The following is a 26,294-nucleotide window of genomic DNA, read 5'->3' on the forward strand; positions in this document are numbered from 1 at the left end:
GTTCCGGAGCGCCCCTCGCGAATGAGCGAATTGAAACTCGGCGGCCTCGAGCAGCGAGCTCAGGAAAGTGTTCCGGAGCATCCCTCGCGAATGAGCGAATTGAAACCTTGATTCCGGGGTCGACGGACTGGTCGTCGAGGATGTTCCGGAGCACTCCTCGCGAATGAGCGAACTGACTGAAGCGGTCGCACCCGCTCAGCGTCGGCAAGGCCAGCAGCACATGCCGCCGTGGTGGAGCGCTCGAGGGGATCTCGCTTGCGAAGCTCATGGACCTCCGGCGCCCGCGGGACACGAGCCTCGTGTCGGCCAAGTTCGGCTGTGAAGAGGCGCGAGGACCGCAGTCATGCAGTGCCGATGATGGTGGCTGGTGGGGCCTGGGCACCGATGGCGTGGACTACTCCGGGTCGGGCTCCTGTGCCGCAGGGTTGACGCAAATCGCTCTGTCCGTCATGTTGCTGTAGACCGCCCCGAGGCAGAAGGACAAACCCATGACCGCGGACTTTGTGAACCCCTACACCTTCATACCGTTGCCCGCGGCCGTGGTGCGTCGCGAACCACCCGGACATGCGCCCACCGCCGATGAGGCGGGGACACGCTACGTCGGGTCCTTCACGGTCACCTGGCACCTTGAGGCGCAGATGGCGGTTCCCACAGACGAGTGGGGCGCGTTGGGCGGCACGATCCGGATTCCCGGTTCGTCTGTCAAGGGTGCCGTGAGGAGTGTCCACGAGGCCCTGTTCGGCGGCTGTTTGAGGCAGGTCGACCTCGACTTCAGCCCGACATACAGGGACCTGCCGAAGCCAAAGGGAATGATTGGCTGGCGGATGGCCGTCGTCCTGCGACCCGGCTGGGACGATGGCCCTCTTCGTGTCTTGCTGTGCGCGGAGCATGACCTTCCGATTCCGACCGTCCGGGCGCGCACGCTACTCCACTCTCCCCAGCTTGGTGGCTCGATACCGCAGACAGGTGACCTCATCGAGGTCGGCGCACTCGCCGACGTGCGCAACGGCAAAGGTCACCTTGTCCGGCGTCGAGCTGACACCATTCTCGGTTGGACTCGCGCGCCGCAGAACCCGTCACACTACGAGCAACATGCTGGCAAGTACCTACTTCTGGTTACATCCCAGGGTGCACGTAAGGACAACCATGACTGGCACTGGGCGATTGCACCCCTCACCGAGGAGATACGCACCCTGTCGGAGGACGCGGTGAGGAAGTATCAGGGTCGCTCCGTTGGCGCCAAAGAGTCGGGGACGCCGGGCGCTGGCGGACTGATCGATGTGAAGCAGGGCCGGGACCTTCTTGCGCGTCGGCGTCCCCAGGCAGTCGATCTGGTTCCCGGAGACGTGGTGTGGGTTCAAGAGGATGGTGTGGAGGTCGAAGATGTAAGGCTCAGCCAGATCTGGAGGCGGCGCCTGGGTTCGGACGAGGCCGTCCGCCGCCGCATCCCTGACGCGACCCACCCGTGTGCAGATGCCGAGCTCTGTCTCACTTGTGCGGTGTTCGGGTCGGCCGACACACACAACGAGGAGTTCAAACCTCGGCGCCTGAAGGAGGGGAAGCAGAACTCCTACGCGGGACACGTACGCTTCGGAAGCGCTGCCCTAATGGGTCCGGTGGGGTCGACGGAAGCCCTGGCTCCGTTGGCGCAGCCCAACCTGGGCTCCGGAGTGTCCTATCTACAGCCCCAGCAGAACCCACCTGATCCTGACGGACCCGATGCTCGGCTAACCCATTGGGAGCGGGAGCGGGGATGGCGACAGCTTCGCGGACGCAAGTTCTACTGGCATTCGGACCCCGAGGACCAGCGCCGTGAACTGGAGCAGAGGACGAATGGTCGGCCCGTCGACTACCGATACTTGAAGCGAAACAACCACGCAGACAACGCATGCAGTGTGGCGCTCGTGCTCAACCCCGGGCAGCGGTTCACTCAGAAGGTGACCTTTGACGGGCTCGACGAGATTGGGCTTCAGACTCTCCTCGCCGCAATCGAACCAAGGAGGGTTCTCGACGGTGAAGGGCCGTACGCGCTGCATCTGGGGCGCGGCAAGCCTCTGGGGCTCGGTTCGGTTCGGGCAGAGATCAGCGGCCTCCAAGTCACCACGGTTCGGGACCGCTACTCCCGTGGCGACTCAAGGGACGCCCTACCGTCGTTCGAGGCAGTGGATGTGAACTTGATGCGCGAGCGATGCGGGCCGCTGAGCGACGCCCATCAGGCCGCACGTAAGATCCTCAGCTTGAACGGGCTCGGTGACAACCAATGGAAGGTTTCCTACCCCACGCTTGCGCCGTGGTCCGCCTTCGGGAGGGTGGTGGATGGTCGCAGCGCCTTTGACGAGTCATTCGAGTTCTTCAAAGAACACAACGGGCCCGCGGACAGGCCAAAGGAAGCGAGGCACTACCGGTGGACGCCTGGCAAATGGACTCCCATGCCTGAGGCGCGCGATGCCGACCAGCGCTGGGGGCGATGATGACGACATACCTGGTTATCGGGGCCGTTCGTATTCAACAGTGGATCACCCGTTCGCCCCGACTCGCTCTCACCCGCGGCGCGTCGCTTGCCCTGACGCAACGGACATCCTCACAGTATCTCCACGGAAGGTTCGCCTCGCCGCTCCGGCTATCAGAGGCGGTGCCGGAGATCGCCGGAGTCGTTGTGTTGGAAAGCGATGAGGACCTGGATGACTCGCAAGTTCTGAACGCGATGAAGGTCCTGGGGGTCGAACTCCCCGGCATCGAGTGGACGGCGTGGGTTGCAGCTGCGCCGTCCTACATCCAGGCCTATCGAGATACCGACGGCGGCCAGCGTGGCGGCCGAACCTACCATCTCGCCCCGGCTTCTCGGCGGCTGCCGATGCTCGTGGAATGCGAAGGATGCCACGAGGAGTCGGCGACGGTAAAGAGACTGCTGCCAGACGGCAAGTCCCATTCATACGGCGAGGACTGTGAGATCCGCCGAGGCTTCCATGAGGAGGAACTGAAGCGGCTTCGCGCCGCGTACGCGGCGGCCGGTCCAGACGGGAACGGGGCAACCGAAGCCACACAGTTTGACCACCTGGCGCACGTGGAGCCCCGGCCGGAGAAGGGGGAACGTGACCCACGCCTTCACGTCATGGGCCGACGCGACGCCGACAACCACATCGCCCTCGTCGCGGCTGACGGTAACAGGATCGGTGACTTCTTCAAGGCGGTTGCCGACGTTGGCGATGCGGCAGTACACACACGTTTGTCGAAGGCACTCGACGACGCAACCCGCAAGGCGTGCGTCGAGGCCCGCCAGAAGACGGAGCGTCACATGACCAAGCCGCAGTACTACCCCGACGTCATCCACTACGTCGGCGGAGACGACGTGCTCGCGTCAGTCGCCGGCCGCTTCGCCTGGATCTGGGCAGTGGCTCTCGGCGAGGCATTCGAGCGCGGCTTTCAGGACGAGGTCGAACGGGCCTTGGCAGGCGTGCCTGCCCAGCAGGCATCGGCAATCAGACAAACCGCAAAGGCAGCCAGCCTCGGCATCGGCATGGTGTTCACGCAGGTGAAGGAGCCCTTTGCTCTCGCGAGGGAGTTCAGCGGCAAGGCGGAGTCGCTGGCGAAACGAGCGGGCCAGGGAAAGCGATCCGTGATCGCATGGGCCGACACCACCGTCGACGACAGGGTGCTTGGTGGTCATCACATCGGCCTCGCGGAGGCAAGCATGCAACTGAGCGAGGGACATGCACTGAGCAGCCTCACCTCTAGTGCACGTAGCACCCTGACTGAGCTGCTTCGAAAGACGCCTTCACATATGCAGCTCGACAGGATCTATGAGTGGGCCAGCCGCACCCGTAACGAGCGAATCAAGGACCGGTTGATTCGCGAAACCGACCCCGACAAGGGGTGCGTGACTCTGGCCGCAGACCTGGACCGTGCCCGATGGTGGCCGGCCGCACACCTGGAGGAGATTCGATGAGACTCACTTTCAAAGTGGATTTCCATGGGCCATTCATCGTCAGCACGGGTTCCGCGTCTGACTCGCTCGACCACACGGTAGATGAGGAAGAGCCCTTCCCCAGCTCGGAGCTGAAAGGGCTCCTGCGGGCGCACGCCAAGACATGGTTGGGGATCCCGGAAAGAGTCGTCGGCGAGATCTTCGGTACCGCGACGGCCAATGGCGCCTGGATCTTCTCCAGCGTCTCGGTCCAGAAGATGCAGCAGATCGACGACCTGGCCCCCGGTCTCGATCCCAGCATCTGGAACAGGGTCACTGTCGACAGTGATGGTCGAGCTCAAGAGCGCGCGCTGGTGTCCGGACGTCAGGTCTGGGCATCGGAAGGCGAGTTTGCAGCCACCTGGGACGGCGCAGGCGAAGTCCCCACGGCGCACATGCTGGTGATTCGTGCCGCTGCCCGCGACATCGTGTCCGTGGGCATGAACCGTCGGCGTGGGTTCGGATGGGTCACCGTCACTGACTTGGAGCCTTGGAGCGAAGCGGACTCGCTCGCCCTGCACGATATTAGGATGACCAATGGCTGACTATGAACTGGCCCTCTGCTTCGAGACAGCCTTCAGCGTCGGAGTGGGAAACGCGTCGCTCTACCACACCGCGACGGCGCGGGTCATTCCTGGCGCGACACTGCGCGGTGCGCTCGCGGCCACCTGGTGGCGGCGTCCCGACGCCGACCAAATGGCCTTCGTTGAACTGTTCGATGACGACCTCCTCGTCACGGCGGCGTACCCACCCGACGCCATGCTTCGAACGGCCGCGACCTTCGTCTGCAAGTACATGACCAAGCCGGAATGCGGCCAGGTCGTCGTCGATGAAGCAGTCTGGGAAGCTGCCGAGTGCGGAACTGCTCCGCATGAGTGCTGGGTGTGTGACGGCCCGCTGAGGCTTGAGTCGGGGTGGGTGTCCCTCCCGGAGGCTAAGCGGCGGGGTAGGGTGCAACTCGACACCCAAGAGACGGCGCAGGACGGTGCTCTCTTCTCGCGTGAGTACATCCCTGTAGGCAACGGTGCCTATGTGGCGACCATCCAGACGACCAAGCCCGTCGACTGGCTGGAGGGCGCCACCGTTCGCGTGGGGCATGGACGATCGCAGGACCTTGGCCGCGCCACCATTCGTGTGACCGAGATGCATGAGGGACAAGAAGACTGGCCCGAGACGGACCGCCCACTGGCGTTGCACCTCACCAGCCCTGCGGTTATCACCGACGAATGGGGAGCATCGAGCGTCGACTACCGAGACCTGGAAGCAGAGCTTCGCCGCGTGTCTCTGGAGGAGGTCAAGCTGCGCGAGAGACAAAGGTGGCTACGCAGCGAGCTCATCACGGGATGGCATGGACAAAGCGCGTTGCCGAAGCAGCCGGAATGGGGCCTGGCCGCCGGATCGACCTTCGTCGTCGAAGGCCTGTCCAGAGCGGGTTGGAGCCGGCTTCGGAGAGGGATCGGCTGGCGGCGGGCTGAAGGATACGGCCAGGTGGCGTTGTCTCCGCTTGAGCCGAAAGCGCATCCCCCTGAGCGAATCTCCTTCGAAGACTGGCGAAGGCTCAGCGCACCTCTTCGGAAGCAGCAGGCCATCTGGGATCAGCTGCGCCGCCTGCTCGTCGAAACCATTGGCTCCTTCGCGAAGAGCGACGAGGTCGATGAGACGGCTGTTGCGAATGCGGTCGAGAGGATGAAACCAATGCGCGCGGTAGGTGCCGGGCTGCTGAAACCCCACGTCGCCACGATCCTGAGCCTGCCGAAACCTGACCTTGAGATTCTGAGTCGACATCTGTCTGCACCGAGGGGAGATGACCAGCGATGGGCATGAGATACACAACAATCCTGCGGCTGGAGTTCATGATCGATAGGCCATGGGCGATCGGAGCGTTCACAGCCTTCGGCGCCGATGATCTCGGCAAGGACGACAGCGTGCAGCAGCCGATCCAGCGTCGCCCGGACGGAGCAGTACACCTGCCAGCAGCGTCGTTGGTAGGCAGCTTGCGGGCGCACCTCGGCACGTGTGCAGCGAGATGGTTGGGAAGTGAGAAGGCCGACAGTCAACCCCAGGGCGGGAGGACTTCGCCTTCGCCTCTGAGAGCCGCTGGGGCCCAGTTGCTGACGGTGGGATCGCCTGAGGTCTCAACGCATGTGAGGATCGACGCGTCGAGGAGAGCGGCCGCTGCTGGCCAGCTCACGACACGCGAGTACGTGCCGGAGAACACCAGGGTTCGTTGGTGGCTCTTCTGGGATCGGGAACACATTGCGCGCCGGGATCTGGATGACTTGCTGGCAGCGATTGAGGATTGGCAACCGATCGTCGGGCGACACCGCGTAGCGGATCAAGGACGAGCCAGGCTGTCGGGGATTCACCATGCGACCATCGACCGGCATGATCCGGTGGACCTTACATGGTGGCTCCAGCAGCGAGGCGACACCATCGCGAATCCAGCCAGTGCTCCGCCTCCAGGCGGTTGGCTCACGCACACGGTGCCGCAACTGGCTCCCGAAGAGCCGCTGCTGGAGTGCGAGTTCGAGGTAGTCGATCCGCTCCATCTCGGCACCGGTGAGGTGGTCAGCTCCGATGGGTACAACAACACCTTGGGCAGCAGCCGCACGTTGAGCGCTACCTCGTGGCGGGGCATCTTCAGACATAGGGTGAGACACATCCTCGAAGTCACTGGCGCCGACGCGACGCCGGTCGTTGAGAAGCTCTTCGGAGCCGGCCGGGAGAAGGGCGCCTCCGAGGATGCGGGATTCCGCGGCTCACTGCGGTTCGCCGCATCTCCTGTCCATGGGGTTCCGCCTGAGCTGCCGTGTCTCACCCAGGTTGGCATCGATCGCATCTCCGGCGGGACGGTGATGAACTCGAAGGAACGACCGGCCGATTCCCATGGTTCGCTCTTCCGGGCTCAGTATCTTCCGCCGGGAGCGACCCTCGTACTACGCATTTACGGCGACGCGTCCCCAGGAGAACTCGACCTCCTCGAGGCTGTCGTCCGAGACATCGACGATCAGATCGTCGGCGTCGGCGGAATGACCACGCGAGGCTACGGTTCGCTGAAGTTGACGAAACAGTCACTCAAAGGAGGGGCCCGATGACGAACTGGTGGGTTGCACCACTGACCGAGAGAGCCGGAGACACGGAGGGCATCCAACAGTTCGCCTGGACCGATCATGACGGCTGGCACGTCGCTGCAACGCTCCCCGAACGGTCGGTACCGACGGGTGTGATCTGGGGATGGGGCGACTCCGTGTGGGCGTATTGGCGTGAGGAGCGGGACCGAGTGCAGGGCGTGCTGCTGCGGGAAGCCGATCAGGCGCCGTCCCCCCGATGGGTGGCGGCACAGGCCAGTCGGATCGGGTCCTCGGGGAAGCCCTCATTGCCAGCACTGCACCGGGAACCGAGGTTCTTTCGGACCGACGACGGTGACTCGAGACGTTGGCGGGGTGTTCCGGCGAGGATCATTCGAGTGACGGAGCCCACGCGCATCGATCTGGTCGAGGTGGGCTGACGAGCCTCCGAGCTCACTGGTGTCGCTTAAGATCGCGTTCTTGGTTCATACATGAACCAAGAACGCGATCTTAAGCGACGTTTGAAGGTCGGGGATGGAAGTCGAACACCGCCAGTGATTCGTCCGTCGCCTCGATGTTGGTCTTGATCAAGGCTCGAGCGCCGCCCTCCTGAGCGCCCAAAAGGACGCCTGGCCGGGTCCCGCCCCATCCGTCGCACGGCTTGTACTACAGCCGACTCTCGTGCTCCACGTCGATGAACCCCTCGATCAGGCCGATTTGTGCGTTTTGGCCGAAGGCGACGGGCCTTCTTGGGTTTACTGGTCATGAAGCAAGCATCACGCCACGCCCTCCAGCGCATCGCCGCCCTCGCCCTCTCCGTCTGCGTCTTGTTCGGGCTCACCGCCTGCAACGACGACGAGACGCCGCCCGACCTCGACACCGACGGTGTCATCGTCATCACCAACGCCCGCGCCAACGTGCCCACGCCCCAGCTGTCCCCGATCACGGAGACGCTGATCGGCGAGGCGCTCAAGGCGAAGCTGCCCGTCGTCGTCATATCCGCCGACGGCACGCCCGCCCCTGTCGACCTCGCGATCCCCGGCGTCGACGGCTGCAACAACCGGTCCGCCTGCGCCAAGCGTCTGTCCGAGGCCCTCGGCTACGTCGCCATGGCCATCACCGCGAAACCCGACGCCGACGGGGCCAACGCCTACGGGGCGTTCGCCGTCGCCCGGGATGCCGCGCAGTCGCTCAGGCTTACGAGCCCGACGCTGATCTGCCTCGAGTGCGGCATCGACACCCTCGGCGCGCTGAGCATGACCGGCGAAGGCCGCCTGGCAGCAGACGCCGAGGCCCACCTGGAATACCTCACCAGCACCGGCCAGCTCGTCACCTTCGACGGCTTCGACAGTGTCCACATCATCCTCACCTCCATGGGCCTCACTTCGGCGCCCCAGGACCCGCTCAGCCCGAGCGACATCACGCGCCTCGCGGGAGTCTGGAGCGACGTCCTGACAGCGGGCGGGGCGACCGTGACCGTCGACCCAAACCCGGTCGGTGGAGAGCCGATCGACACCGAGTACACCGTCGAGCCGGTTGTCGTGCCCCCGCCGCCGACCCCTCCGACGCCGAGCCCGACGTCGGTGTGTACCCCCGTCGAGCTGTCCTTCGACGGCGCCTCCGACGCCCGGTTCCAACCCGAGACGGACTCCTGGGTCGACATCGACGCCGCGCGTGAGGCGCTGCGCCCAACCGCCGACTGGCTGAAACAGGCCCCAACCCGCACGGCCCGCATCCTCGGCACCACCGCCGACATCCTCTCCGGCGACCCCGACGAAGGCATCGAACTCTCCACCAGGCGGGCGCAGGCCGCGGCCGCACTGCTCGTGGAGCTCGGCGTCCCGCAAAGCCAGATCGTCGACGTCGCGGGCCTCGGCCCCAACTATCCGGGGAAGGTCGCCGACCGTGACGCCGACGGCGAACCCATCCCCGCCCTGCGCACCAAGAACCGCAAGGTGATCGTCGAGATCGCCGAGAACTGCTGAAAGGAAAAGTCATGAAGAAGATCCGCATCTCCCCGTCCCACGCCAGCGTTCCCGAGGCGCTGGCCCCGTTCCTGGCGGCGCCCGACCGGCCCGTCCCCTACCGCTGGTGGACCCGCCTGTCCGACCGCTGGGCTGGCCGACGCGACCGCGTTGCTTCGCGGCACCAGCCCACCCCCGAGGTGGCGGAGGCCGACACCCCTTGGCTGCGTCGCCTCATCGCCGACTGCAACAACGCCGTCGCCACCGGAAGGGTGCGCACCGAGGCACTCGTGTCGATCCTCGACCGGGAACGTGCCACGCTCCTCGGTGAGATCGACCAGGCGAAGCTCGCCATCGCCGACCTCACCGCCGACCTGTCACACCTCGACGCGGTGCCGATCACCGGCGACGCCGTCGGCCCCGGTGAGATGTACAGCTCGAGCGAGGAGCGCCTGCGACGGCGCCGCCATGAGCGGAACCAGCGGTCGGGCAGGCTGAACGGCCTGCTGGGTGCCGCCCGTGCACGGCTCGCCGACGCCCACAAGCGCGTCGAGATCATCGAGCAGGAACGCAAGAGCCACTGGGTGGTGCTCCAGGAGCGAACCCGGGTCCTGACCGAATACCACCAGCGCCGCGCCGCCACCTACACCGGCGCGCTCGAGAACCGCCGGAGCGGGCAGTTCTGGGCGGTGCCCCAGTTGGAGATCCCCGACTGGGCCCGCGCCGACCTCGGCACCGGCGGGCGTGATGGCGACGCCGTCGCCCCCATCCTCACCCTCACCGGAACCAACTGAAAGGCATCACCATGACACTACGCACCTGGCTGCTAAGGCGCCTGACTCCCCAGAGCCCCGACGCGCCCCGCACCCTGCCCAGACCCGTCCGCGTCAACCTGGCCGACATCGAGCGCCACGACGGCCGCTTCGTCGTCGTCCCGGAGTGGAGTTCACTCTCACCGGCACCGCCACGTTGGGAGATTCCCGAGGCCGGGCCCCAGATGGCCTGGATCGACGGCCTCGTCGCAGCCCATGCGCAGAGCGGCACGCTCGACGGCCTCGTCCCGGACCTTCTCGACCGGCTCATCGCCTTCAAGATCGACGAGGTGCGGGCGCAGATCGACGAAGCGAGAGTCGAAGGGGAGCGCCTCCTGCAACGCCTCAGCGAGCAGGCCAAGATGGCGCAGAGCGCCCTGGCCCGCGAGACCGGAGAGTGGAAGAGCAGGCTCGCCGTCGCGGAGGCCGGATACGCGCGAGCCTACGAGGAACTCACCTGGGAACTCCCCGCCGAGGCGGTTCCCGATGACGTCGGCCCCGACGACTCGGGCGCCGCCGCGCCTGACGCCGACGACGAGCCTCCCGCGCCCGATGCGGCACCCATTGCCCTCAACGCCCTCTGAGACAAGGAAACCGAAATGACCACGACAACCACCTCCTTCCGTCCATCAATCGAGCGCCCCAGCTCCGGCCGACCACCCGGCATCCACGGCCCGGGCGCCTTCTGGATCATCGTCTACATCTGCGCCATGCTCGGCCTCGCCGTCGACGCCACCCTCGCATCCTCCGTCGTGGGGAGCGTGTTCAACCTCCCGACGGTGGGCACCTACGCCTTCCTCGCCATCATCGGGGTCGTGGTCGCGCTGGCGGCCACGAAGGCGGCCTCCTGGTACAACGCCGGATACCGCGGCCGGGCGGGCGTCGCGCTCGTCGGAGTCGCGCTGGTGGGGCTGTTCCTCGCCTGGCTCCGCCTCTCCGAGGGGGTCGCCGGCACCGTCCAGATCGACGCCACCGCCTTCGGGACCTCGGCGCCCGAGAGCGCCAACCACGACCTGCCGGCGACCGCCCTCATGCTGGGCATCTTCGCCCTGTCTGCGACGTCGGTCTACCTGACCGCCCTCAAGATCTTCGTGCCCGCCCGGCGGGAGCTGCGGCTACACCAGGCCGAGCGGGGCGTCGCCGTCGAGCGGCTCGGGCAGCTTGAGGGTGAATCGGTGGCCATTCGGGAGCGTCTCGCCTACCGCGACGAGATGGCGCGCCAGTTGGATCGGCAGAGGGAACATGCCCTCGCGGAAGCAGAGGGGCGCGAAGCGGAGCTCAAGGCTTACGCCCGCGACGCGATCGCCCGCGCCGTCGGGCAACCCGACGCCACCCCGCTCGTGCGGGCCCCGCACGAACCGGCCCGGGCCGGGGAGGCCGATGCCGCTCCGGTCTCTGGCGACGACCTGGCCTGAGTGGACGAAACTGCCACCCTCTCCGTCGAGTGCGACCCTAAACTGTCTCGCAAGCCGACGGAGGGGGCGGTCATGGACGACCTTGGCACAGAGTGGGACGGGCTTGAATCCGAGAGTGTTTCGGCACTGGACAGCGCGGTTTCCCTTGTAAACAGCATCGCAGAGCGAATCCGTGCTCGGATCGCCCGGGGTGAGCCCCAACGTGGGATCGAGGAGCAGGCCCTCGGTGAAGCGTTGGTGTACCGCATCCGGAAACTCATGGAAATGAGTGATGAGGAACTCGTCAACATCGACCCGAACCAGCAGAAAGCGTTCCTCAGAAGGATCTACAAGCTGAGACGCAGCCAGATCGGGAAGAATGCTGGCGAGGGTCCAAAGACCGTGCCTCTCGACGAAGATCGGAACAAGGAGCCGTCGGTGGTCGCGCCGCCTGCCAGGTTCCGACCCAGCGATTCAGTCGTGGTGGCGGCGTGGGTCCGGCTGCTCGAACTTATGTGTCGCCGCACGAACCGGCCACTGTTGGCGCAGGACGAGGCGACGGTTGTGCGGTTCTATCTTGACTGCGAGCTGGGCCTCCCGATGATGACGCCGGAGGATTCGGACATCCTGCACGGCTTTGCCAACAACGGGCGGTACTGGAAGCGAGACCTCGCGAAGGAACTGGGCCAGCGGCCCGGCTTCGTGAGCGACACCATCACGAAGCTCGTCCTGGCAGCACGCACCGCGATCTACCAGTTCATCCTGCTCGCACCTGCCGGGCAGGCCGTGCTTGATCGCAAACAGATGGGCCCGCTGATCGACCTTGTTTACGGGGTGAACAAACACCTCACGACCCCCCAGAGGAAGCTCCTCGAGCGCGCGCCGCGACACCTCGTCCAGGACGACGACGGCTTCCTGATCGACGTCGCCGGGCTCGCCGAAGACCCGGGGCCCCGCGGCGCGATGACGATTCGACAGACGATCGGCGAACTGCACGTGGCCGAGGAGCGCTACGCGGCCCAGGTCCCATCTCAGCAACACCACCCACCACGTTTCCGGTGCGTCGCAGGCTGCGACCTCCACCGACCCATTGAAGAGAACTGACATGACCGACGAGACCCTCTCACCCCAAGACCAACAACTACTCACAGTCCTCAAACGCGGGGCCGCGGACCTGTGGCTCGTCGACGGTGTCGAGGCCGGCTTCGACGAGGAGCAGGCGCGTGCCGTGCTCGCGTCACCGACCCTCATGGAGACGCTGGCCGAGATCGGCGGCGACATCGAAGCCGGCCCCGGCTTCGTGCAGGCGGCCATTGAACAGTCCGAACGCGGACGCCTGAACCGGCGGCTGCTGCGCCAAGCCACCCGATCCCGCCGCTCACCGGGCGGGGCCCGCACCCCAGCCCGCTACGAACTGGGCGTCTGGTTGAAGGAGACCCCTCCCGGCACGGGGGACCCCGCAAATCCGTTCGACGAGGCCCTGCTCGACCTTGAGCTGGGCGCCCTCGCCTGGGAGAACGCGCGGGCTCTGGCTAGCACCGACGCGGCGAGGGTGGCGCTGGACGGCGCCGGGCCGACCCTCCTGGGGCTCGCCGTCCGGATCGACGGTTGGACAGGTTGGCGGCGTGAGCTCGCCGATGAGGTGCTCCTCACCGCCTGCCGGGCGTTCGTCGCCACGCATCCCGACGCGCAGGAGACCCCCGCGGTCGGCCGGGTGATCGCCGCGCTGGAGGTCGGCGGGTCGGCGGCTGACGCCGTCGACGATGGCCTGGTTCCGGTGCGTGCTTCGGGCCGGGACGCCTTCGCGTTGGCGGCCGGGGGCGAGGGATCGGAGGATGTGGTGCTGGCCGGGTCGGTGCTGATCGACCCTGATCAGATCGAACCCAGGAGCGTCGCGCCCGGCTGGGATGGGCTGTGGGAGGTCACCGAGGGTGCCGAAGTTGGGCTGCGAATCCGGGTGGCCGTCGGCGATACACCTGTAGAGGCCTTGACGGCGCACGTCACGCTCGATGCCGTGCAGTTCACCGTCGAACTTGCCCGTGAGGACGTCGCCTACGACGGCGGGATCGTCCTCGACGACGTCCCCGGTGCCGTGCGTGTCGAGGCGACGGCGCTGGACGGTGAGCCCTCGGCCGCGTCGGACGATGAGATCCGGGAGCAGCAGGAGGCGATCGCCCGGGTGCTTGAAGGACGCAGGGCCGCGTACGACGGCGGCGCCGTCAACCCGTTGCCGCTGGCGAATCGCCCGTTCCTGTGCGAGTTGGTCGCCTGGGACCCGGGATTGTAGCGGGAGGCTGTCGAGCCGAACGGTCGGTAGGGGACGCCGTCGGCGGCGCGAACACCCCTTAAGATCGCGATGTTCGTTCACTGATGAACCAACATCGCGATCTTAGTGCGCACTCGGGGCGGTCAGGAACCGATGGGGGAGCCGGGCTCGGCGATCGTCTCTTCGAGTGCATCCAGATCGTCAGGCGAGAGCAGCACCGCCGAGGGATGACCGTGAACCGTTACGGTGACGCGATCGTGCTGCCGGTGTCAACAAGGTCGCAAAGCGGGGAACAGGCGGCCTCTGCGGGCCGTGCCCACGAGCGCGCACATTCGCGGAATCTCCGAAATGCCGGGCCGGAAACAAGTAGAAGGGGTATGAGTATTCCTTCGCCCACACAACACGTCAACCGAGACCTCCTCCCGGACCTCACCCCACTCAACCTCACCCATCACGAAACCGAAGCGCTCCTCACCACGCTGTACGAGGAGCTTGAACGCCGTGTCGGAGCCGCCCTGAGCGACGGGCTCACCGATTCCCAGTGTGACGAGTTCGCCGCGCTGATCGACGGTGACGCGGCGACGGCGTCCGCATGGGCCCGGCGGCAGGGCATCGACCCGTTCGCCTGCCCGCTCTTCCGCAGCCTCACCGACCAGATCGACACCCCGGAGGCGTTCGGCGCTGCGCTGGTCGAGTGGGCACCGAGCCGGTGGCTGGAGATTCACCGTCCCGACTACCGCGAGGTCGTCTCCCGCTGCCGCGGTGAGCTCCAGGGAGAGGTCGCCGCGATGATTGAGGCGGTGGCCCGATGAACCGCCACCACTGGTGCGTGGAGGCGCTCTTCCACACATCGAACTCCGGCCTGTTCTCGCGACGTGCCGGCGACCGGCTGCTGCACGTCGCGGCCGGGCTTCAACCAGGCGACCGCATCGAGGTGAGGCTCGCTTCGACCGGTGACGGCATCGTCGCGGTCACGGTGTCGGCCGACACCGCCAACCCCGAGATCGACCCACTCATGGGCTGGGTGTGGGAGGACGTGGCCAGGCTAGAGAGCTGCACCGGTCAGCCTCGGAGCAGCACACCGTCCAGCATCACCGAGGTGCTAGCAACCCGATCCGACCGGAAGGGCAACGTCTGGGACCAGTTCCAGGACTGGGGCGCCGAACCCGAGTCGACGGCGGGCGCCCGGCTGGCGCTGTGGCCGGTGCCGAGCGACGTCAGCGGGCTGGGCCTCCTCCAGGCGCTGCGCTCGACGCGGGCGGAGGTGTGTCTGCATCTCGCGCCCGTCAACGACATGGCGGCCGACATGGTGGCGTTCGAGCTCGCGGCATCCCTGCCTGAGCAGGACCTGCTTGTCCGATCGGTCTATCTGGGGACGCCCGTCGCGGCTCGCCTGTTCGTCGGGCACGACGCTTCGATGTCGCCGCGATTGCGGGCTGCCCTGCTCGCCCGGGGCGCGGGCCTGCGGCTGTGTACCCTGCCGACGGATGATCGGGGGACGAGGGACGCCTGGGAAGGTGAGGCGCTGTCTCTCTGCGCCGCGGCGCTGCCCTTCGGGGCGGCCCGCTGCCTCACGGTGACGCCGGCGGCTGACACCGAGGCCGAGGTCTGCGGCATGCAGATCGTGACCCCACCGGCCCGGCAGGTGGCGATCGCCGACGAGGCATGCCGGGAGGGGCTTCGCCTTGGCAGTGCCATGTCGAGCAACGGGTTGGCCCGTGAGGTGCGGCTGAGCGTCGAGGACCTGCTGCTTCACGCGGAGGTCGTGGGGTCGACGGGATCGGGCAAGTCGTCGCTGCTGGCCGGGTTGGTGCGATCCGCGATGGACGCAGGCATCGGGGTGAGCGTGCTGGACCCGCACGGGCAGCTCGTGGACCGGCTGATCGCCGAGACCCCGGAGGCGCAGGCGCACGCCGTCACCGTCGTGAGAAGCGGCGACACCGAGCATCCGATTCCGCTCAACCCCCTGGCCGGGCGCGACCCGGAACTCGCGGCGGACACGCTGGTGTCGGTGCTGCGCGACCTGCACGATCCGCGCAACCAGGGTTTCCTCGGGCCGGTGTGGGAGCGTTGGTTCGGGATCCTGATCGCGCTCCAGCGTGCCGCGCTCGGCGGCCGTGCGAACCTGGCCCTCCTGCCCGAGCTGGTGGCGGATCAGCGGCGGCTCAGCCGGATGGCCGAGGCGCTGCGCGAGTCTCATCAGGACCTCGCCAACGACGTCCGCTCCATCGCCGCCAGGAAGCCAGAGGACTATGCGGAGACCACCACGTGGCTGACCGCCAAGTTCCAGCGCATGCTCGGCCCGGTCATGCGGGGCATCCTGGGGTCGGGGCGCGACGCCGTCGACGTCGTTCAGGTGCTCGATGATGCGGGTGCGCTGTTCCTCGACCTCGCGGCCCCGGAGGTCGGCGAACTGGGCGCCCAGCTGCTCGGCGAGATGTGGTTGACGAAGCACTGGGAGGCGCTGTCACAGCGCAGAGACAACACCCGGCCGCACCTCCTGATCGTCGATGAGGCGCACCTCTTCGCGTCGGGCCTGCTGCCGCGTCTGCTGACCCAGGCCAGGAAATACGGTGTCGGGGTGGTGCTCGCGCACCAGAACCTGGAGCAGCTGACGCCGAACCTCCGCGAGGCCGTGCTGTCGTCGACCAACAACGTGTTCGTGTTCCGCACCGGCATCCGGGAGGCGGGGGCGGCCCATGAGAGGCTGGGTAGCTGGGCGGGGGACAGCCTCACCCGCCTCGAGCGTTTGACCGCGGCGGTCACGGTCAACACCGGAAGCGGATTCACGGCACCGTTCACGCTTCGGGTCGACCACAACGATCGCGCGAAGGCGTCCGAGGCCGTCGGCGAGGGGATCGAGCGGCGCAGCACGTCGCGGTTCGGGTTGGCGCGTCCGGATGAGGACAGGCTGTCGTGGTCCGCGTTCGAGGACGCCGTCCGGAGGTTGAACCGGCCTGTGCCGGAACCTGAGCCTGAGGGTGCGGGGTTCCTCGACGAGTGGTTGAAGCGACGCGCCGAGCTCACGCGGTCGACTGCCGAGGAATCTGCGTCCACGGTCAGGATCCCCCGGCCGTAGGCGCCATAGGTAGTGGGCGAAATCTTCGACGCGGCTGGCGATCTCAAGCGCGTTCTCACAGGTGAGTTCGGGCAGTGTTGCCGTTTTATGGCCTCTCCATTGCCGTTCTGTGGGGTTCGCGCTGCCGATCCGTGGGGGTTGTGCTGCCGCTCGACGGTCCTGATCGTGAGCATCGACGAACCTGCTGCCGATCTTCCTTCACTGTTGATCATGCACAGACCATCGACCTCGGAAACTACGAAGCGTAGTGTGGAGGTGAGGTTCACCGGCGCGCAAGACAGGAGTCCGGCCTTGTCAACGCATTCTGAGATCAGCCGTCCCCAGGCCACGGTCCGACCGGGGCTGAAGGCGAGCGGGCGGGAGGCCACGAAATGACGCTGACCAGGCACATCGGGGCGGTCGTGGTGGCCGTCATCGCGGGGCTGGGGTGCGCGTGGGGGATGCCGAGGGGACCACTCGACGGCGTCGACGTCGTCGCCTCGGTCGCGCTGTGCCTGGGAGCCGGGGTGCTGGCGGGCTGGATCGCGGGCTCGCGGATCGTGATGCTGACCGGGCCGGTCGCGCTCGGCATCGCGCTGGAACTGGGCCGGGCGCACCTGGTCGGCCCCACCGTCGACGCGCCCCACCTGAGTCTCTACGGCGCGATCGCGCTGATCCTCGGGCGCGGTGTTCAGGCGGTCTTCACTGTGCTGCCGATCATCCTCGGGGCGTCGCTCGGCGCGGCTCTCAGGCGCCGGAATCAGGGCCAGACGCCGGGGCGCGGCGTGTGGGCGCGTCGGGTCGGCACCGTCGCGCTGGCCGGTGTCGTCGTCGCCGCGACAGCCGTGGCCGCCGTGCCCGGCCGAACACAGCCGATCATCTCGGCTGACGGCACCCCCCAGCCGGGCAGCATCGCCGAACTCACCCGCATCCCCGTCGACCGCCACGAGCTGGGCGTCATGATCCGGGGTCGCAGCACCGACAACCCCGTCCTGCTCTTCCTGCCGGGGGGCCCGGGTGGCAGCGAGCTTGGGGCCATGCGTTCCGACGCGGGCCTGGAAACCGACTTCATCGTCGCGACCCTCGACCCGCGCGGAGCCGGAGCCTCCTACGACCAGCTCGACCCAACGTCGAGCCTCACTCTGGAGTCTCAGGTCGACGACGCGATCGCGGTGACTGAGCACCTGCGCGACCGCTTCGGCCAAGAGCGCGTGTTCATCGTCGGACAGTCCTACGGCACCCTGATCTCGGTGCTGTGCGCGGCGCGTCGCCCAGACCTGTACCGAGGCCTCGTCGGGACGGGGCAGATGGTCTCGGTCCTGGAGACCGACCGCGTGACCTACGCCGACAAGCTCGCCTGGGCGGAGGAGGCCGGGCAGACCGACCTCGCCGCGGAGCTGCGAAGGATCGGCGAGCCGCCGTATGCCGACGTCATCGACTACGAGGTGGCGGTCTCCGGCGAGCAGGACCTCTACCCCTACGACCGCAGCGGCAACGCTGAAGGAGCCGGCGGGTTCTCCGAGCACATCTTCGCGGACGAGTATTCGGTGCTGCAGCGGCTGCACAACCTGCCAGCGTTCCTCGACACGTTCGCCGTCCTCTACCCGCAGCTGCAGGACCTGGACCTGCGCGACAGCGTCACCAGCCTCGAGGTGCCGGTGCTCCTGGTGCAGGGGCGCCACGAGACGCCCGGGCGAAGCGGCCCGGCCCGTGACTGGTTCGACGCCCTCGACGCGCCCGAAGGTAAGACCTGGGTGGAGTTGGAGACCTCCGGGCACCGGCCCATCTTCGAGCAGCCCGCCCAGTTCCAGGCGGCGATGCGCGCCTTCGCCGTCAACACCTGAGTCCCGCGTTCCCGAACGAGGGCGGGCGTGTGGTCAGGTGCCGATCTGGTCAGGGTTTGAGCGGTCGACCGAGTGGATCAGTCTTGAACGCCTGGGTCTTGAACTTGTTCAGGAACGCCCACAGCTCCCCGGTGGTGGTCTCGATGACGGTCCCGCCGTCCTGCCAGATGCCGTTTTCCAGGTCGAAGCCGCTGCCGCTCGGGTCGCCCTGGTTCTGATGGATGTTGTGTACACCGAGGCCGTGGGTGAACGGTTCGCCGAAAACGTAGAAGCGGACGCCCTGGTTGATGACCGTCTCCAGGTCGGTCAGCGCCTGGATGCCGGTGCCGCTGTTCCATCGCGGATTCCATCGCAACCAGTTGAGCAGGCGGATGAGCCAGCGCTGATAGCGCACGAGCTTGATTCCCAGCGGCGGATGCAGCGTCGTCGACCGGATGTAGTCCAGTGCCCCCGACGATGGGTTCGACGCGACGTCGTGCCATCCGTCGGGCAGGGCCCGGATCGCGGCGAAGTCGGCCGGTCGGATCCGCACGATCCGCCACTGGACGCCGTCGGGCATGTTCTTGGGGTCGACGTCGATCGCGCACCGGTAGTTGCCTGACGGTGCGTGTACCACGAGGTTGCCGTGGTAGTAGCGCCCGAAATTGTCGGGCGGGTCGCGGAAGTAGTCGTGCCTGGTGCCGATCACCAGGCCGTAGCCGTCGCTCAGAGGCATGGGTCGCTCCCTCCTATGGATCAGAACGAGATGCCGGGCGGCAGGTTCGCGACGTTGCCGGGCTCGACGACATAGCGCACGACCGAGTCCTTCTTGGTCTTCATCTGGAGACGTGCGGTGAACAACGACCAGCGGCTGATGACCAGCCGGTGCATGGCGGATCCGTCGAGTTGCTGGCGCTGCCGGTCGACGCCGAACCATCCGCCCGAGTAGCGGATCTTGACCTCGGCTCTGGGTGGGCCTTGGAACCATGCGGTGGTGGTCACGTTCCAGAACGTTTCCAGTGTTCGCCAGTCTCCTGCGCGTACGAACTTCTCCCTGATGGGCATGGGGCACATCTCCTCACGGGGGTGATGGGCGTCGGCGGTGTCGCTGGTCGTCCTAACTCAAGGAGGGGAAGCGAGTGCGATCTGATACCCCAACGCAGCCACTGGCCGGGAACCGTCTCTACGGTGTTGTATCTCGATAGAGTGGCCTCGTTGCCGCCCGCTGGGGGAGCGGGCGAGGCCGACCAGGAGCTTGCACATGCACGACGTGTTTATCAGCCACTCGTCGAAGGACAAGGCAATGGCGGACGCCGCCTGTCACGCGCTTGAGCGCGCTGGCGTGCGATGCTGGATCGCCCCGAGGGACGAGACCGCGGGGGTGAGCTACGCCCGCCAGATTGGTGAGGCGATCCAGGCCTCCTCGGTGATGGTGCTGGTCTTCTCGTCGCATGCGAACGTCTCGAAGCATGTGAACCGCGAGGTGGGCCTTGCACTTGAGGCGGGCGCTGTGGTGATCCCGTACCGGATTGAAGAGGTCACGCCGGTCGACGAACTGTCCTATCTGCTGCACGGTCTCCATTGGTTGGATGCCTACCCCGACACAACTGAGTTTGACCCGCTGGTCGACCATGTGCGGCGGAACCTCGTCGCCGATCCGAGCCTGGCCGGGCACGTGGGTGATCCCTCCGGCGGCGCCCTGCGGAGGACTGCGGTGCGCCAGCCACTGGAGGTCCAGCTCGGTAGTGAGCCCGCGAGAGTCGCACCGTCGACGGTCGATCGGACGGAGGCGCAACGCCCTACCGACCTGCCGTTGGGGCAAGGCTTGGCCCCAGGCGTCCGCCTGGTTGGCCAGGTCCTGAGCGGGCGTTCCTTTGCCGGGGTGAGGGCCAAGGGCGCGACGTTGTCCAAGTCGGTTTTCAGGAAGTGTGACTTCACCGGCGCTGTGCTGGACAGCAGCGTTCTTTCGAGCGTGAACTTCGAAGGGTCGCGTCTCGACGGCGCGTCCTTCCATGATGCCCGGATGGACTTCGTGAACCTTCTCGGTGCCTCCTGTGTCGAAGCCAACTTCCACTACGCCCGCATGACGCGCGCAGACGTGCGGCGCGCGGATCTCACTCGGGCCAACCTTCACCTGCTCGACGGCACCGAAGCGAACTTCGAGGACGCCGTCGCCGTCGGGGCTTGCTTCTCGATGGCACTTCTCAACGGCGCCGACTTCAGCTCCGCCGACCTCACAGGCGCCGACTTCACCGACGCGGAGATGGAAGGTTGTCGCCTGAATGGCGCCGACCTCCGCGGTGTGCGGGGCTTGACCGAGGCGCAGTTGGCAGTGGCGATCACCGACCGGTACACGACCCTCAGCTAGCACAAGAGACATTTTGCTCACGTACACAGGCGCCCCCGAAGTGAGGCTGGAAGCGGCAAGACACGTACGGAAGCTGCGGCAGAACACGCATGAACCATGCGGCAAGACACGAATCGAAGGTGGTATTTGTCGACGGCGACATCGCCTCCAACCCGGTCGATCGGACGCGGCCGCGCTCAAGTGGCAGACGCACATCCGCTTGCCGTGACCTACACCCTGGGCTGACGTCGGACCCTCCGTCCGTCATCATGGGGTTGAACCGCCACCGAAAACGGGCGGACAAGCAGCTGACCTGGCACGCAGCACCGTCGGATGGAAAGAAGGGCTGGAATCAATGAGACACCGCGTCTGGCAGTGGCTGCGCCGTTTCGGATGGGCGGGGTTCGCGGTGGCCGGGTTCGTCGCATCCTTGGCGCTCGGGTTGATCGGCTGGACGATCTACGGCCTCGGCTTCTGGGAGGCTCTCTACCGCACGATTCGACTGTTCGCGATGGACGGCGAGGCCGACGGCGAGGTGAACGGGTTCCTGTGGGCAGCACGCTTCCTGGCCCCCATGGCGACGGTCAGCGGCATCATCGCCGTTGTGTTCCGCGTGCTCTACGACGGCTGGTCACGCTGGTGGGCGATCCACAGCAGGGACCACGTCGTCGTCCTCGGGGGAGGGCCGGAGGCGGCCAGAATCGCCGTCGGCTTCCGTAAGAACGGGGCCGTTGTGTGCGTGGGCGCGGTGACACCTGAAGAACAGATTGAGTTGAGGGCTTCACGCGTCCGGTGGATGGTGGCGGCCAGCGAGGAGCAGCTGAAACGGATCCTCAGGCGCTGCACCAAGGTGATCATCACCGCACCCGACGATCAGGAGGCGTCTTCCCTTACCAGCAAGGTGCAACAGTGGTGCAAGGGGCAGGAACCGGACCCAGTGGTTGTCACCCTGGTGGCCTCGCGGGACGTCGCCGTCGACTGGCGTCACCGCGGCAATGATCGGGTGCTGTGTCGATCGGAACAGGTCGCCCGCTCGGTGCTTCGTACCTGCCCTCCGACCGACGAGAGGGGGGTCTGTCCTCCGCCTGTGGTGCTTGGGGACGGTCGGCTAGCTGCCGAGTTGGTTGCGCGCATCTTCGAGGGCTGGCAACAGCCTGGCGAGTCGATCACCGTGCGAAGCGGTGGCCCTCAAGCGGCCCGCGCGCACTTCGTGGCACGAGGGCTCGGATTCTCCGATTCACAAGCATCGCTGGCGCTGAAATACGACGACGGACCCCAGGGGCTCGGGACGCTGATCTGGCACGACCTGCCAGCCGGAACGCATCTCGCGGCACGGTTGACCCGCGAGGCATTGAGCGATTGGAACGCGTCCTGGCTCGCTTTCGGCAAACACTCCCAGTACGAGACGGCCCCCGCGAGGGTGTACGTCGCCTTCTACGACGACGCCGTCACCCTGCCCGTCGCCAACGCGGTCAAGCGCAGTCTCGGCGACGACGTCATGGTGGTGGCCGTGCCCAAGGACGACGGCTTGGCGCGACACCTGAGAGCCGCGGGAGTCGTCTGCCATCCGCAGGAAGTCATGCTCTGCACACCCGAAGAGCTGGGCCGCACCACGGCCTCGGAGGTCGCAGAAGAACTGGTCGCTGAGCTGGGGCGTTGGCCCGACGATGCACCCAGCTTGTTCGGCCGGATCACCCGCGATGCCGACGGACTCGCCGTCCAGAAAATGCAGAGCGAGGCGGTCCGAGCCGGGGTCGACGTGCTCGCTGGTCATATCTGCGAGGTCGCGAGACTGGTCGGTTTCGGTATCACGGCGGCGCCACTTCCGATGGCACGGGTAACGGTTCTGACCCCGACCGAGCTCGCCGACATCGCGGCGGCACTCGAGACCCGGATCCCCTCCAGCCCGGAGGAAGTGTCGCTCTGGGAGCGCCGCACCAGGCTGCTGGAACTGGCCGGACGCCTGCCAGCGCTCCTCAACGGGGCTGGCCGGACTCTGGTGAGGGAATCAGGATTCCAGCCCGATCGGATCCCGCCGGAACGTCTGGACGAGTTGGCGCAGCTCGCTCACCTCGGATTCCAGAAGGTTGCCCGACAGACCGGGAATGCCACGGGATCCGAGTACGCAACGATGGCGTACCGCCGGTTGCCGCCGCTGGTTCGCAGCTCGAATGTGGCCCAGGTTCTTGACATCCCCGTCAAGCTGGCGTTGCTCGGCTTGACGCTTGCCCCGCGCCCCGAGCCGGAGCGCGCCGTCGGTGTCCTCGCAGAGTATGAGTTCACGGCTGAGGACGTGGAACTGCTCGCCTACCAGGAGCATCGACGTTGGGCTCACTTCCAGATGCGCAACGGCCGTAGCTCCCACAACTGGAACAAGCCATGGGATGTCCTGCCCGACAACGTGCGGGAGTATGACCGCCAGGTCGTCAGGCTCATCCCGCTGCTGCTTCGGGAGGTGGGGCTGATCATGGTGGAAGACGTCGGACGGCGGGCGGGGTTGCCGGACGCGCCGGTGCTGCGACCGGCGGAGGGGACGTTCTGGAGGATCGGCGAGGTCCATGCGGAGCGGCTCGCCGAGCCGAGATCGTGGCACACGGAGAGCGGCGACGCGTTGCGGGGCGAGGCCGGGGACTGGTGGGTTTGGAGTGACGACCCGAAGAACCGTGACGGGAGGTCGGTCAAGCCGGAGGCGTTCGCACGGACCTACAGGCTCATCGAGGGGGATAGCTATGAGCGGATCGGATCGGTGCACGCCAGGCAGGTTCTGGCCCGCGAGCGGGTGGAGACCGACGAAGGGACGGCGCACGCGCAGCCGCACGACTGGGTGCTCACCGAAGGAGACGCCACTTGGCCGGTCTCCGAGAAGGGTTTCGAAAAGCTCTACGACTCGGCGCCCAAGGCAGGAAGGGCCTAGCTTCGCGATTTTGGTTCACCGACGAACCAACATCGCGAAGCTAACGTCGACCAGCCCCGGTTCTTACCCGTCAAACCTCCTGCGCGGTCGGCATCCCGCCAGCGGCATGACCGCACATCGGGCACTCGGTGGTGAGCAGCTTGAGTAGCTGGGAGGTGTGAAGGTCGCCACCCGTGTACTGGGCCAATCCTTCGACTTCGACCATGGGGCCCTCGACGGCGCCGGCCGGCTGATTCGGGAAGAAGAAGTCGTCGCGGCCTGCGCCCTTGGCCGTGAGACGCGGGACGATGTAGCCAGTACCGTCGACTCGGGGCGGCTGCTTCCCGACGTCACCCGCAGCCACCTGCACCACAGGCACCGCTACCTCCCCATGCGCCAACGGATAGGCGTCTTCGGTCTGCTCGGCAGGGAAACACCAAGCGTCCTCAGCGGCCGCGGGCCAGAAATGGACGTGTTCACCGTCGCGGGTGAGGTTCACGGCATACGGGGCGAGGTTCACGAACTTGGTAATCTCGCCCGAACGCCACAGCCGACGGCGGGGGAACACCTCCGTGATCGGCCCGCCCGGCATCCCTGGTTGGATGCGAGCGAGGGGCACGTACTCCCGGTTCCCGGCGCGCCCGTTCATGCCCCATTCATACAGCACCAGGTTCAGCGTGTTGCTTTGGCGACCCAGCAGCATGGAGAGGGTAGCGGGCAACTGGTTGGCGATGTGGATTTCGTCGATACCGGTGTCGGTGACCAACTTCCGCATCCCGTCCATGATCGTCTTGGCGAGGCGACCGCCCTCCGAGGAGTCGATGAACCCCCCACGTTCTTTGGGCCCGCGGATACTCACCACGGCTTTGGCGTGGTAATCGGGCAGGCTGCCAGCCAACCCGTCGAATGCCTTCAGGTTGGCGCGGTCCTCGACCTGGAGGAGCACCACCGCTCTGGTCTTGCGGTCTTGGGGCGCCTCCGTCATCGAGAGGTTCCAATCAACGTGGAACTGATTGGTATCTGAGGCCGGGTCGTCGAGTTTTTCTCGCCACTCGGTCGTGTGCGTGTCTATATCGACGGCGACGACGCTGCCTGGGCGCATCCGGGTCGTTGGCAGCGCAGCCCCGATTGCCCACAGCAGCGTCGGATGCCCGGCGGCGCTCACCCGCACTTTCTCTACTCCGTGGCCATAGAGGCCGTCCACGAGCAGGGGCAGGGTCTGCTGCAAGGAGACCATCGACAACTCAGACGGCACACCCGTGATCGGGTCTTGGCGGAGCCGGACGGTGAGGTCGTACGGGTCGTCTGCATCCTTACCCGTGAATGCGCTTCGGTTGACGCCAGAGAGTCTGCTGCGAGCCGTCCCCGCCGGCCTGGTCTGCGTCTGAATGGTGACCTCTTTATCCGCGAGATGGCTGACGCGGTCGCTGAGTCTCGCATCCAGCAGATCGGCGTACAGCTGCCGAAGCTCACCGCGGGTGGGAAGGAGCGCATACTGCTTGAGGTCCTTCAGCGGCCGTTCCTTCGCGCACCCTGCGGGTGGCCACAACCCTCCAAGTGCCAGCAGTTCGTCTGGGGCATCGACGTCGAGTTGCCCGGCCCCATCCTTCTCGCGGGTGTTCAGGATAAGCAGATGGAATGGCTTCCCGGGCTCGCCTTGCGCGTCCAGCTTCAGCAGTGCAGGCAACTCGACCTTTGGCACGAACTCGCTGTTCTTCAGGTCTTCGGTGACGATCAGAATGGCGTTGCTGATGCCCTCCTCGATTGCCTCCCCAACCCGCTGGGCCGTCTCACCGGGAGGCAGATCGATCAGGTCGCGCCACGGCACGAGGCCACCTGCGCGTAGATAGTTGTCGAGCAGTTCGGCGTACTTGTGTCCGTCTGCTTGACGGTAGGAAATGAAGATCGGCCCCTTGCGGGCGTCGTCAATGGCCATCCTGCCTCCTTGTTGAATCCTGTCACACCCTCTTGACGGACAGCCTCGGTGGTCGGGCCCAAATCACAACAACCGAGCCAGGACACCTCCCCCTCCGAGGGTGGATGGCAGGTGGCCAGCCCAAGACTCAGCTCGCGACGTCGTCGTCGCCTCTCCCGCGGTTGGGACGTTGAGCACTATCCAGGACTCGATCGGCGACCAGACACGTTGGAACGTTCAACCGTCCAACGAGCCCGGGATAGTGCTCAAGGTAGGCCAGACGCGACCTGGCGCCGTCCAGATTGAGCCGCGTGGTCAGCTGGTGCCGTCGTCGCAGTCGACGATGTCCCCGCGGTTGGGATGATGAGCACTATCCAGGACTCGATCGACGACACGCCGCAGGCGGGCGTCGATTCCAGCAACGAGCCGGGAATAGTGCTCAACGCCCGACGCAACCCGAGCCCCGGAGCCAGGGCCGAGGTCCAGTCTGGTGGCGGGCCAAGCCGGCCCCGACGCCGTCACCAGTGAAGTGCGTCGACGCCAGCCTCCTGACGTCGACACCAGCGAAATGCCTCGACACCAGCCTCCTGACGTCGACACCAGCGAAATGCCTCGACACCAGCCTCCTGACGTCGACACCAGCGAAATGCCTCGACACCAGCCCTCTGACGTCGTTACCAGCGAAAACCGTCGATACCAGCGAAGTACCGCAGGTATCGCGCACTATCCCTGGTAACGGGTGCAGACCGCTGGTAACGGGACTATCCCTGGTAACGGGGCCAACCCGGCC

General features: G+C 66.5%; 21 protein-coding genes and 1 pseudogene. 18 read left to right on the forward strand and 4 right to left on the reverse strand.

Features of this window, described 5'->3' with window-relative positions:
- The first annotated feature begins 488 nt into the window (after positions 1-488).
- From BUC15_RS14410 to BUC15_RS14465, 12 genes are all read left to right on the forward strand, one after another.
- Complete coding sequence (locus BUC15_RS14410; RefSeq protein ID WP_073189522.1) at positions 489-2,471, forward strand: RAMP superfamily CRISPR-associated protein; 1,983 nt, start codon at positions 489-491, stop codon at positions 2,469-2,471.
- Positions 2,471-3,946, forward strand: a complete 1,476-nt coding sequence (locus BUC15_RS14415; protein ID WP_139280286.1) for a Cas10/Cmr2 second palm domain-containing protein — start codon at positions 2,471-2,473, stop codon at positions 3,944-3,946. Before BUC15_RS14410 ends, BUC15_RS14415 begins: the two co-directional genes overlap by 1 nt.
- Positions 3,943-4,509, forward strand: coding sequence for an RAMP superfamily CRISPR-associated protein (locus BUC15_RS14420; RefSeq protein WP_073189526.1), 567 nt, complete (start codon positions 3,943-3,945; stop codon positions 4,507-4,509). The genes BUC15_RS14415 and BUC15_RS14420 overlap by 4 nt, the downstream gene beginning before the upstream one ends.
- Positions 4,502-5,788 (forward strand): type III-B CRISPR module-associated Cmr3 family protein, encoded by a 1,287-nt coding sequence (locus tag BUC15_RS14425; protein WP_073189529.1) that lies wholly within the window; start codon positions 4,502-4,504, stop codon positions 5,786-5,788. The genes BUC15_RS14420 and BUC15_RS14425 overlap by 8 nt, the downstream gene beginning before the upstream one ends.
- Complete coding sequence (locus BUC15_RS14430) at positions 5,785-7,059, forward strand: RAMP superfamily CRISPR-associated protein (RefSeq protein ID WP_175558351.1); 1,275 nt, start codon at positions 5,785-5,787, stop codon at positions 7,057-7,059. Before BUC15_RS14425 ends, BUC15_RS14430 begins: the two co-directional genes overlap by 4 nt.
- The gene (locus BUC15_RS14435; RefSeq protein ID WP_073189533.1) at positions 7,056-7,472 is read left to right on the forward strand and encodes a hypothetical protein; all 417 of its coding nucleotides are present in this window, start codon (positions 7,056-7,058) and stop codon (positions 7,470-7,472) included. Before BUC15_RS14430 ends, BUC15_RS14435 begins: the two co-directional genes overlap by 4 nt.
- Positions 7,473-7,796: 324 nt before the next feature.
- Entirely contained in the window at positions 7,797-9,017 is a 1,221-nt protein-coding gene (locus BUC15_RS14440) for an OmpA family protein (RefSeq protein ID WP_073189535.1), read from the forward strand.
- Between the two features lie 11 nt (positions 9,018-9,028).
- Positions 9,029-9,790 (forward strand): hypothetical protein, encoded by a 762-nt coding sequence (locus tag BUC15_RS14445; RefSeq protein ID WP_073189537.1) that lies wholly within the window; start codon positions 9,029-9,031, stop codon positions 9,788-9,790.
- Positions 9,791-9,801: 11 nt separating this feature from the next.
- On the forward strand, positions 9,802-10,392 hold the full coding sequence (locus BUC15_RS14450) for a hypothetical protein (protein WP_073189539.1): 591 nt from the start codon (positions 9,802-9,804) through the stop codon (positions 10,390-10,392).
- 15 nt (positions 10,393-10,407) lie between these two features.
- Positions 10,408-11,223, forward strand: a complete 816-nt coding sequence (locus BUC15_RS19605) for a hypothetical protein (protein ID WP_073189542.1) — start codon at positions 10,408-10,410, stop codon at positions 11,221-11,223.
- A 72-nt stretch (positions 11,224-11,295) separates the two neighbouring features.
- On the forward strand, positions 11,296-12,306 hold the full coding sequence (locus BUC15_RS14460) for a hypothetical protein (RefSeq protein WP_073189545.1): 1,011 nt from the start codon (positions 11,296-11,298) through the stop codon (positions 12,304-12,306).
- A 1-nt stretch (position 12,307) separates the two neighbouring features.
- Positions 12,308-13,489, forward strand: a complete 1,182-nt coding sequence (locus tag BUC15_RS14465) for a hypothetical protein (protein ID WP_073189547.1) — start codon at positions 12,308-12,310, stop codon at positions 13,487-13,489.
- 122 nt (positions 13,490-13,611) lie between these two features.
- Here the strand turns inward: BUC15_RS14465 and BUC15_RS21285 are convergent.
- Positions 13,612-13,722, reverse strand: a pseudogene (locus tag BUC15_RS21285) (type II toxin-antitoxin system prevent-host-death family antitoxin); the annotation flags it as partial.
- A gap of 123 nt (positions 13,723-13,845) precedes the next feature.
- Here BUC15_RS21285 and BUC15_RS14475 point away from each other — a divergent pair.
- The 3 genes from BUC15_RS14475 (at position 13,846) to BUC15_RS14485 (ending at position 18,370) form a co-directional block, all read left to right on the forward strand.
- The gene (locus tag BUC15_RS14475; protein ID WP_073189549.1) at positions 13,846-14,280 is read left to right on the forward strand and encodes a DUF5663 domain-containing protein; all 435 of its coding nucleotides are present in this window, start codon (positions 13,846-13,848) and stop codon (positions 14,278-14,280) included.
- Positions 14,277-16,547, forward strand: a complete 2,271-nt coding sequence (locus BUC15_RS14480; protein ID WP_073189551.1) for a type IV secretory system conjugative DNA transfer family protein — start codon at positions 14,277-14,279, stop codon at positions 16,545-16,547. The genes BUC15_RS14475 and BUC15_RS14480 overlap by 4 nt, the downstream gene beginning before the upstream one ends.
- A 371-nt stretch (positions 16,548-16,918) precedes the next feature.
- On the forward strand, positions 16,919-18,370 hold the full coding sequence (locus tag BUC15_RS14485; RefSeq protein WP_073189553.1) for an alpha/beta fold hydrolase: 1,452 nt from the start codon (positions 16,919-16,921) through the stop codon (positions 18,368-18,370).
- 49 nt (positions 18,371-18,419) lie between these two features.
- Here the strand turns inward: BUC15_RS14485 and BUC15_RS14490 are convergent, their stop codons facing one another.
- Positions 18,420-19,085 (reverse strand): DUF2278 family protein, encoded by a 666-nt coding sequence (locus BUC15_RS14490; protein WP_073189555.1) that lies wholly within the window; start codon positions 19,083-19,085, stop codon positions 18,420-18,422.
- Positions 19,086-19,105: 20 nt separating this feature from the next.
- Entirely contained in the window at positions 19,106-19,414 is a 309-nt protein-coding gene (locus tag BUC15_RS20015) for a hypothetical protein (protein ID WP_073189557.1), read from the reverse strand.
- A 196-nt stretch (positions 19,415-19,610) separates the two neighbouring features.
- Here BUC15_RS20015 and BUC15_RS14500 point away from each other — a divergent pair, with 196 nt between their 5' ends.
- Together BUC15_RS14500 and BUC15_RS14505 are read left to right on the forward strand one after the other, a co-directional pair.
- On the forward strand, positions 19,611-20,717 hold the full coding sequence (locus BUC15_RS14500; protein WP_073189559.1) for a pentapeptide repeat-containing protein: 1,107 nt from the start codon (positions 19,611-19,613) through the stop codon (positions 20,715-20,717).
- A gap of 334 nt (positions 20,718-21,051) precedes the next feature.
- Positions 21,052-23,610, forward strand: coding sequence for an NAD(P)-dependent oxidoreductase (locus BUC15_RS14505; protein ID WP_073189561.1), 2,559 nt, complete (start codon positions 21,052-21,054; stop codon positions 23,608-23,610).
- 70 nt (positions 23,611-23,680) lie between these two features.
- On the opposite strand, the gene BUC15_RS14510 is transcribed toward BUC15_RS14505, so the two are convergent.
- Positions 23,681-25,525 (reverse strand): SAVED domain-containing protein, encoded by a 1,845-nt coding sequence (locus BUC15_RS14510; protein ID WP_073189563.1) that lies wholly within the window; start codon positions 25,523-25,525, stop codon positions 23,681-23,683.
- Positions 25,526-25,867: 342 nt separating this feature from the next.
- On the opposite strand from BUC15_RS14510, the gene BUC15_RS20020 reads away from it, so the two are divergent.
- Positions 25,868-26,032: a hypothetical protein gene (locus BUC15_RS20020; protein ID WP_175558352.1), complete on the forward strand. Its 165-nt coding sequence runs from the start codon at positions 25,868-25,870 to the stop codon at positions 26,030-26,032.
- Positions 26,033-26,294 lie beyond the last annotated feature (262 nt).

This window comes from Tessaracoccus bendigoensis DSM 12906, from assembly GCF_900141915.1.
Classification (GTDB): Bacteria; Actinomycetota; Actinomycetes; order Propionibacteriales; family Propionibacteriaceae; genus Arachnia; species Arachnia bendigoensis.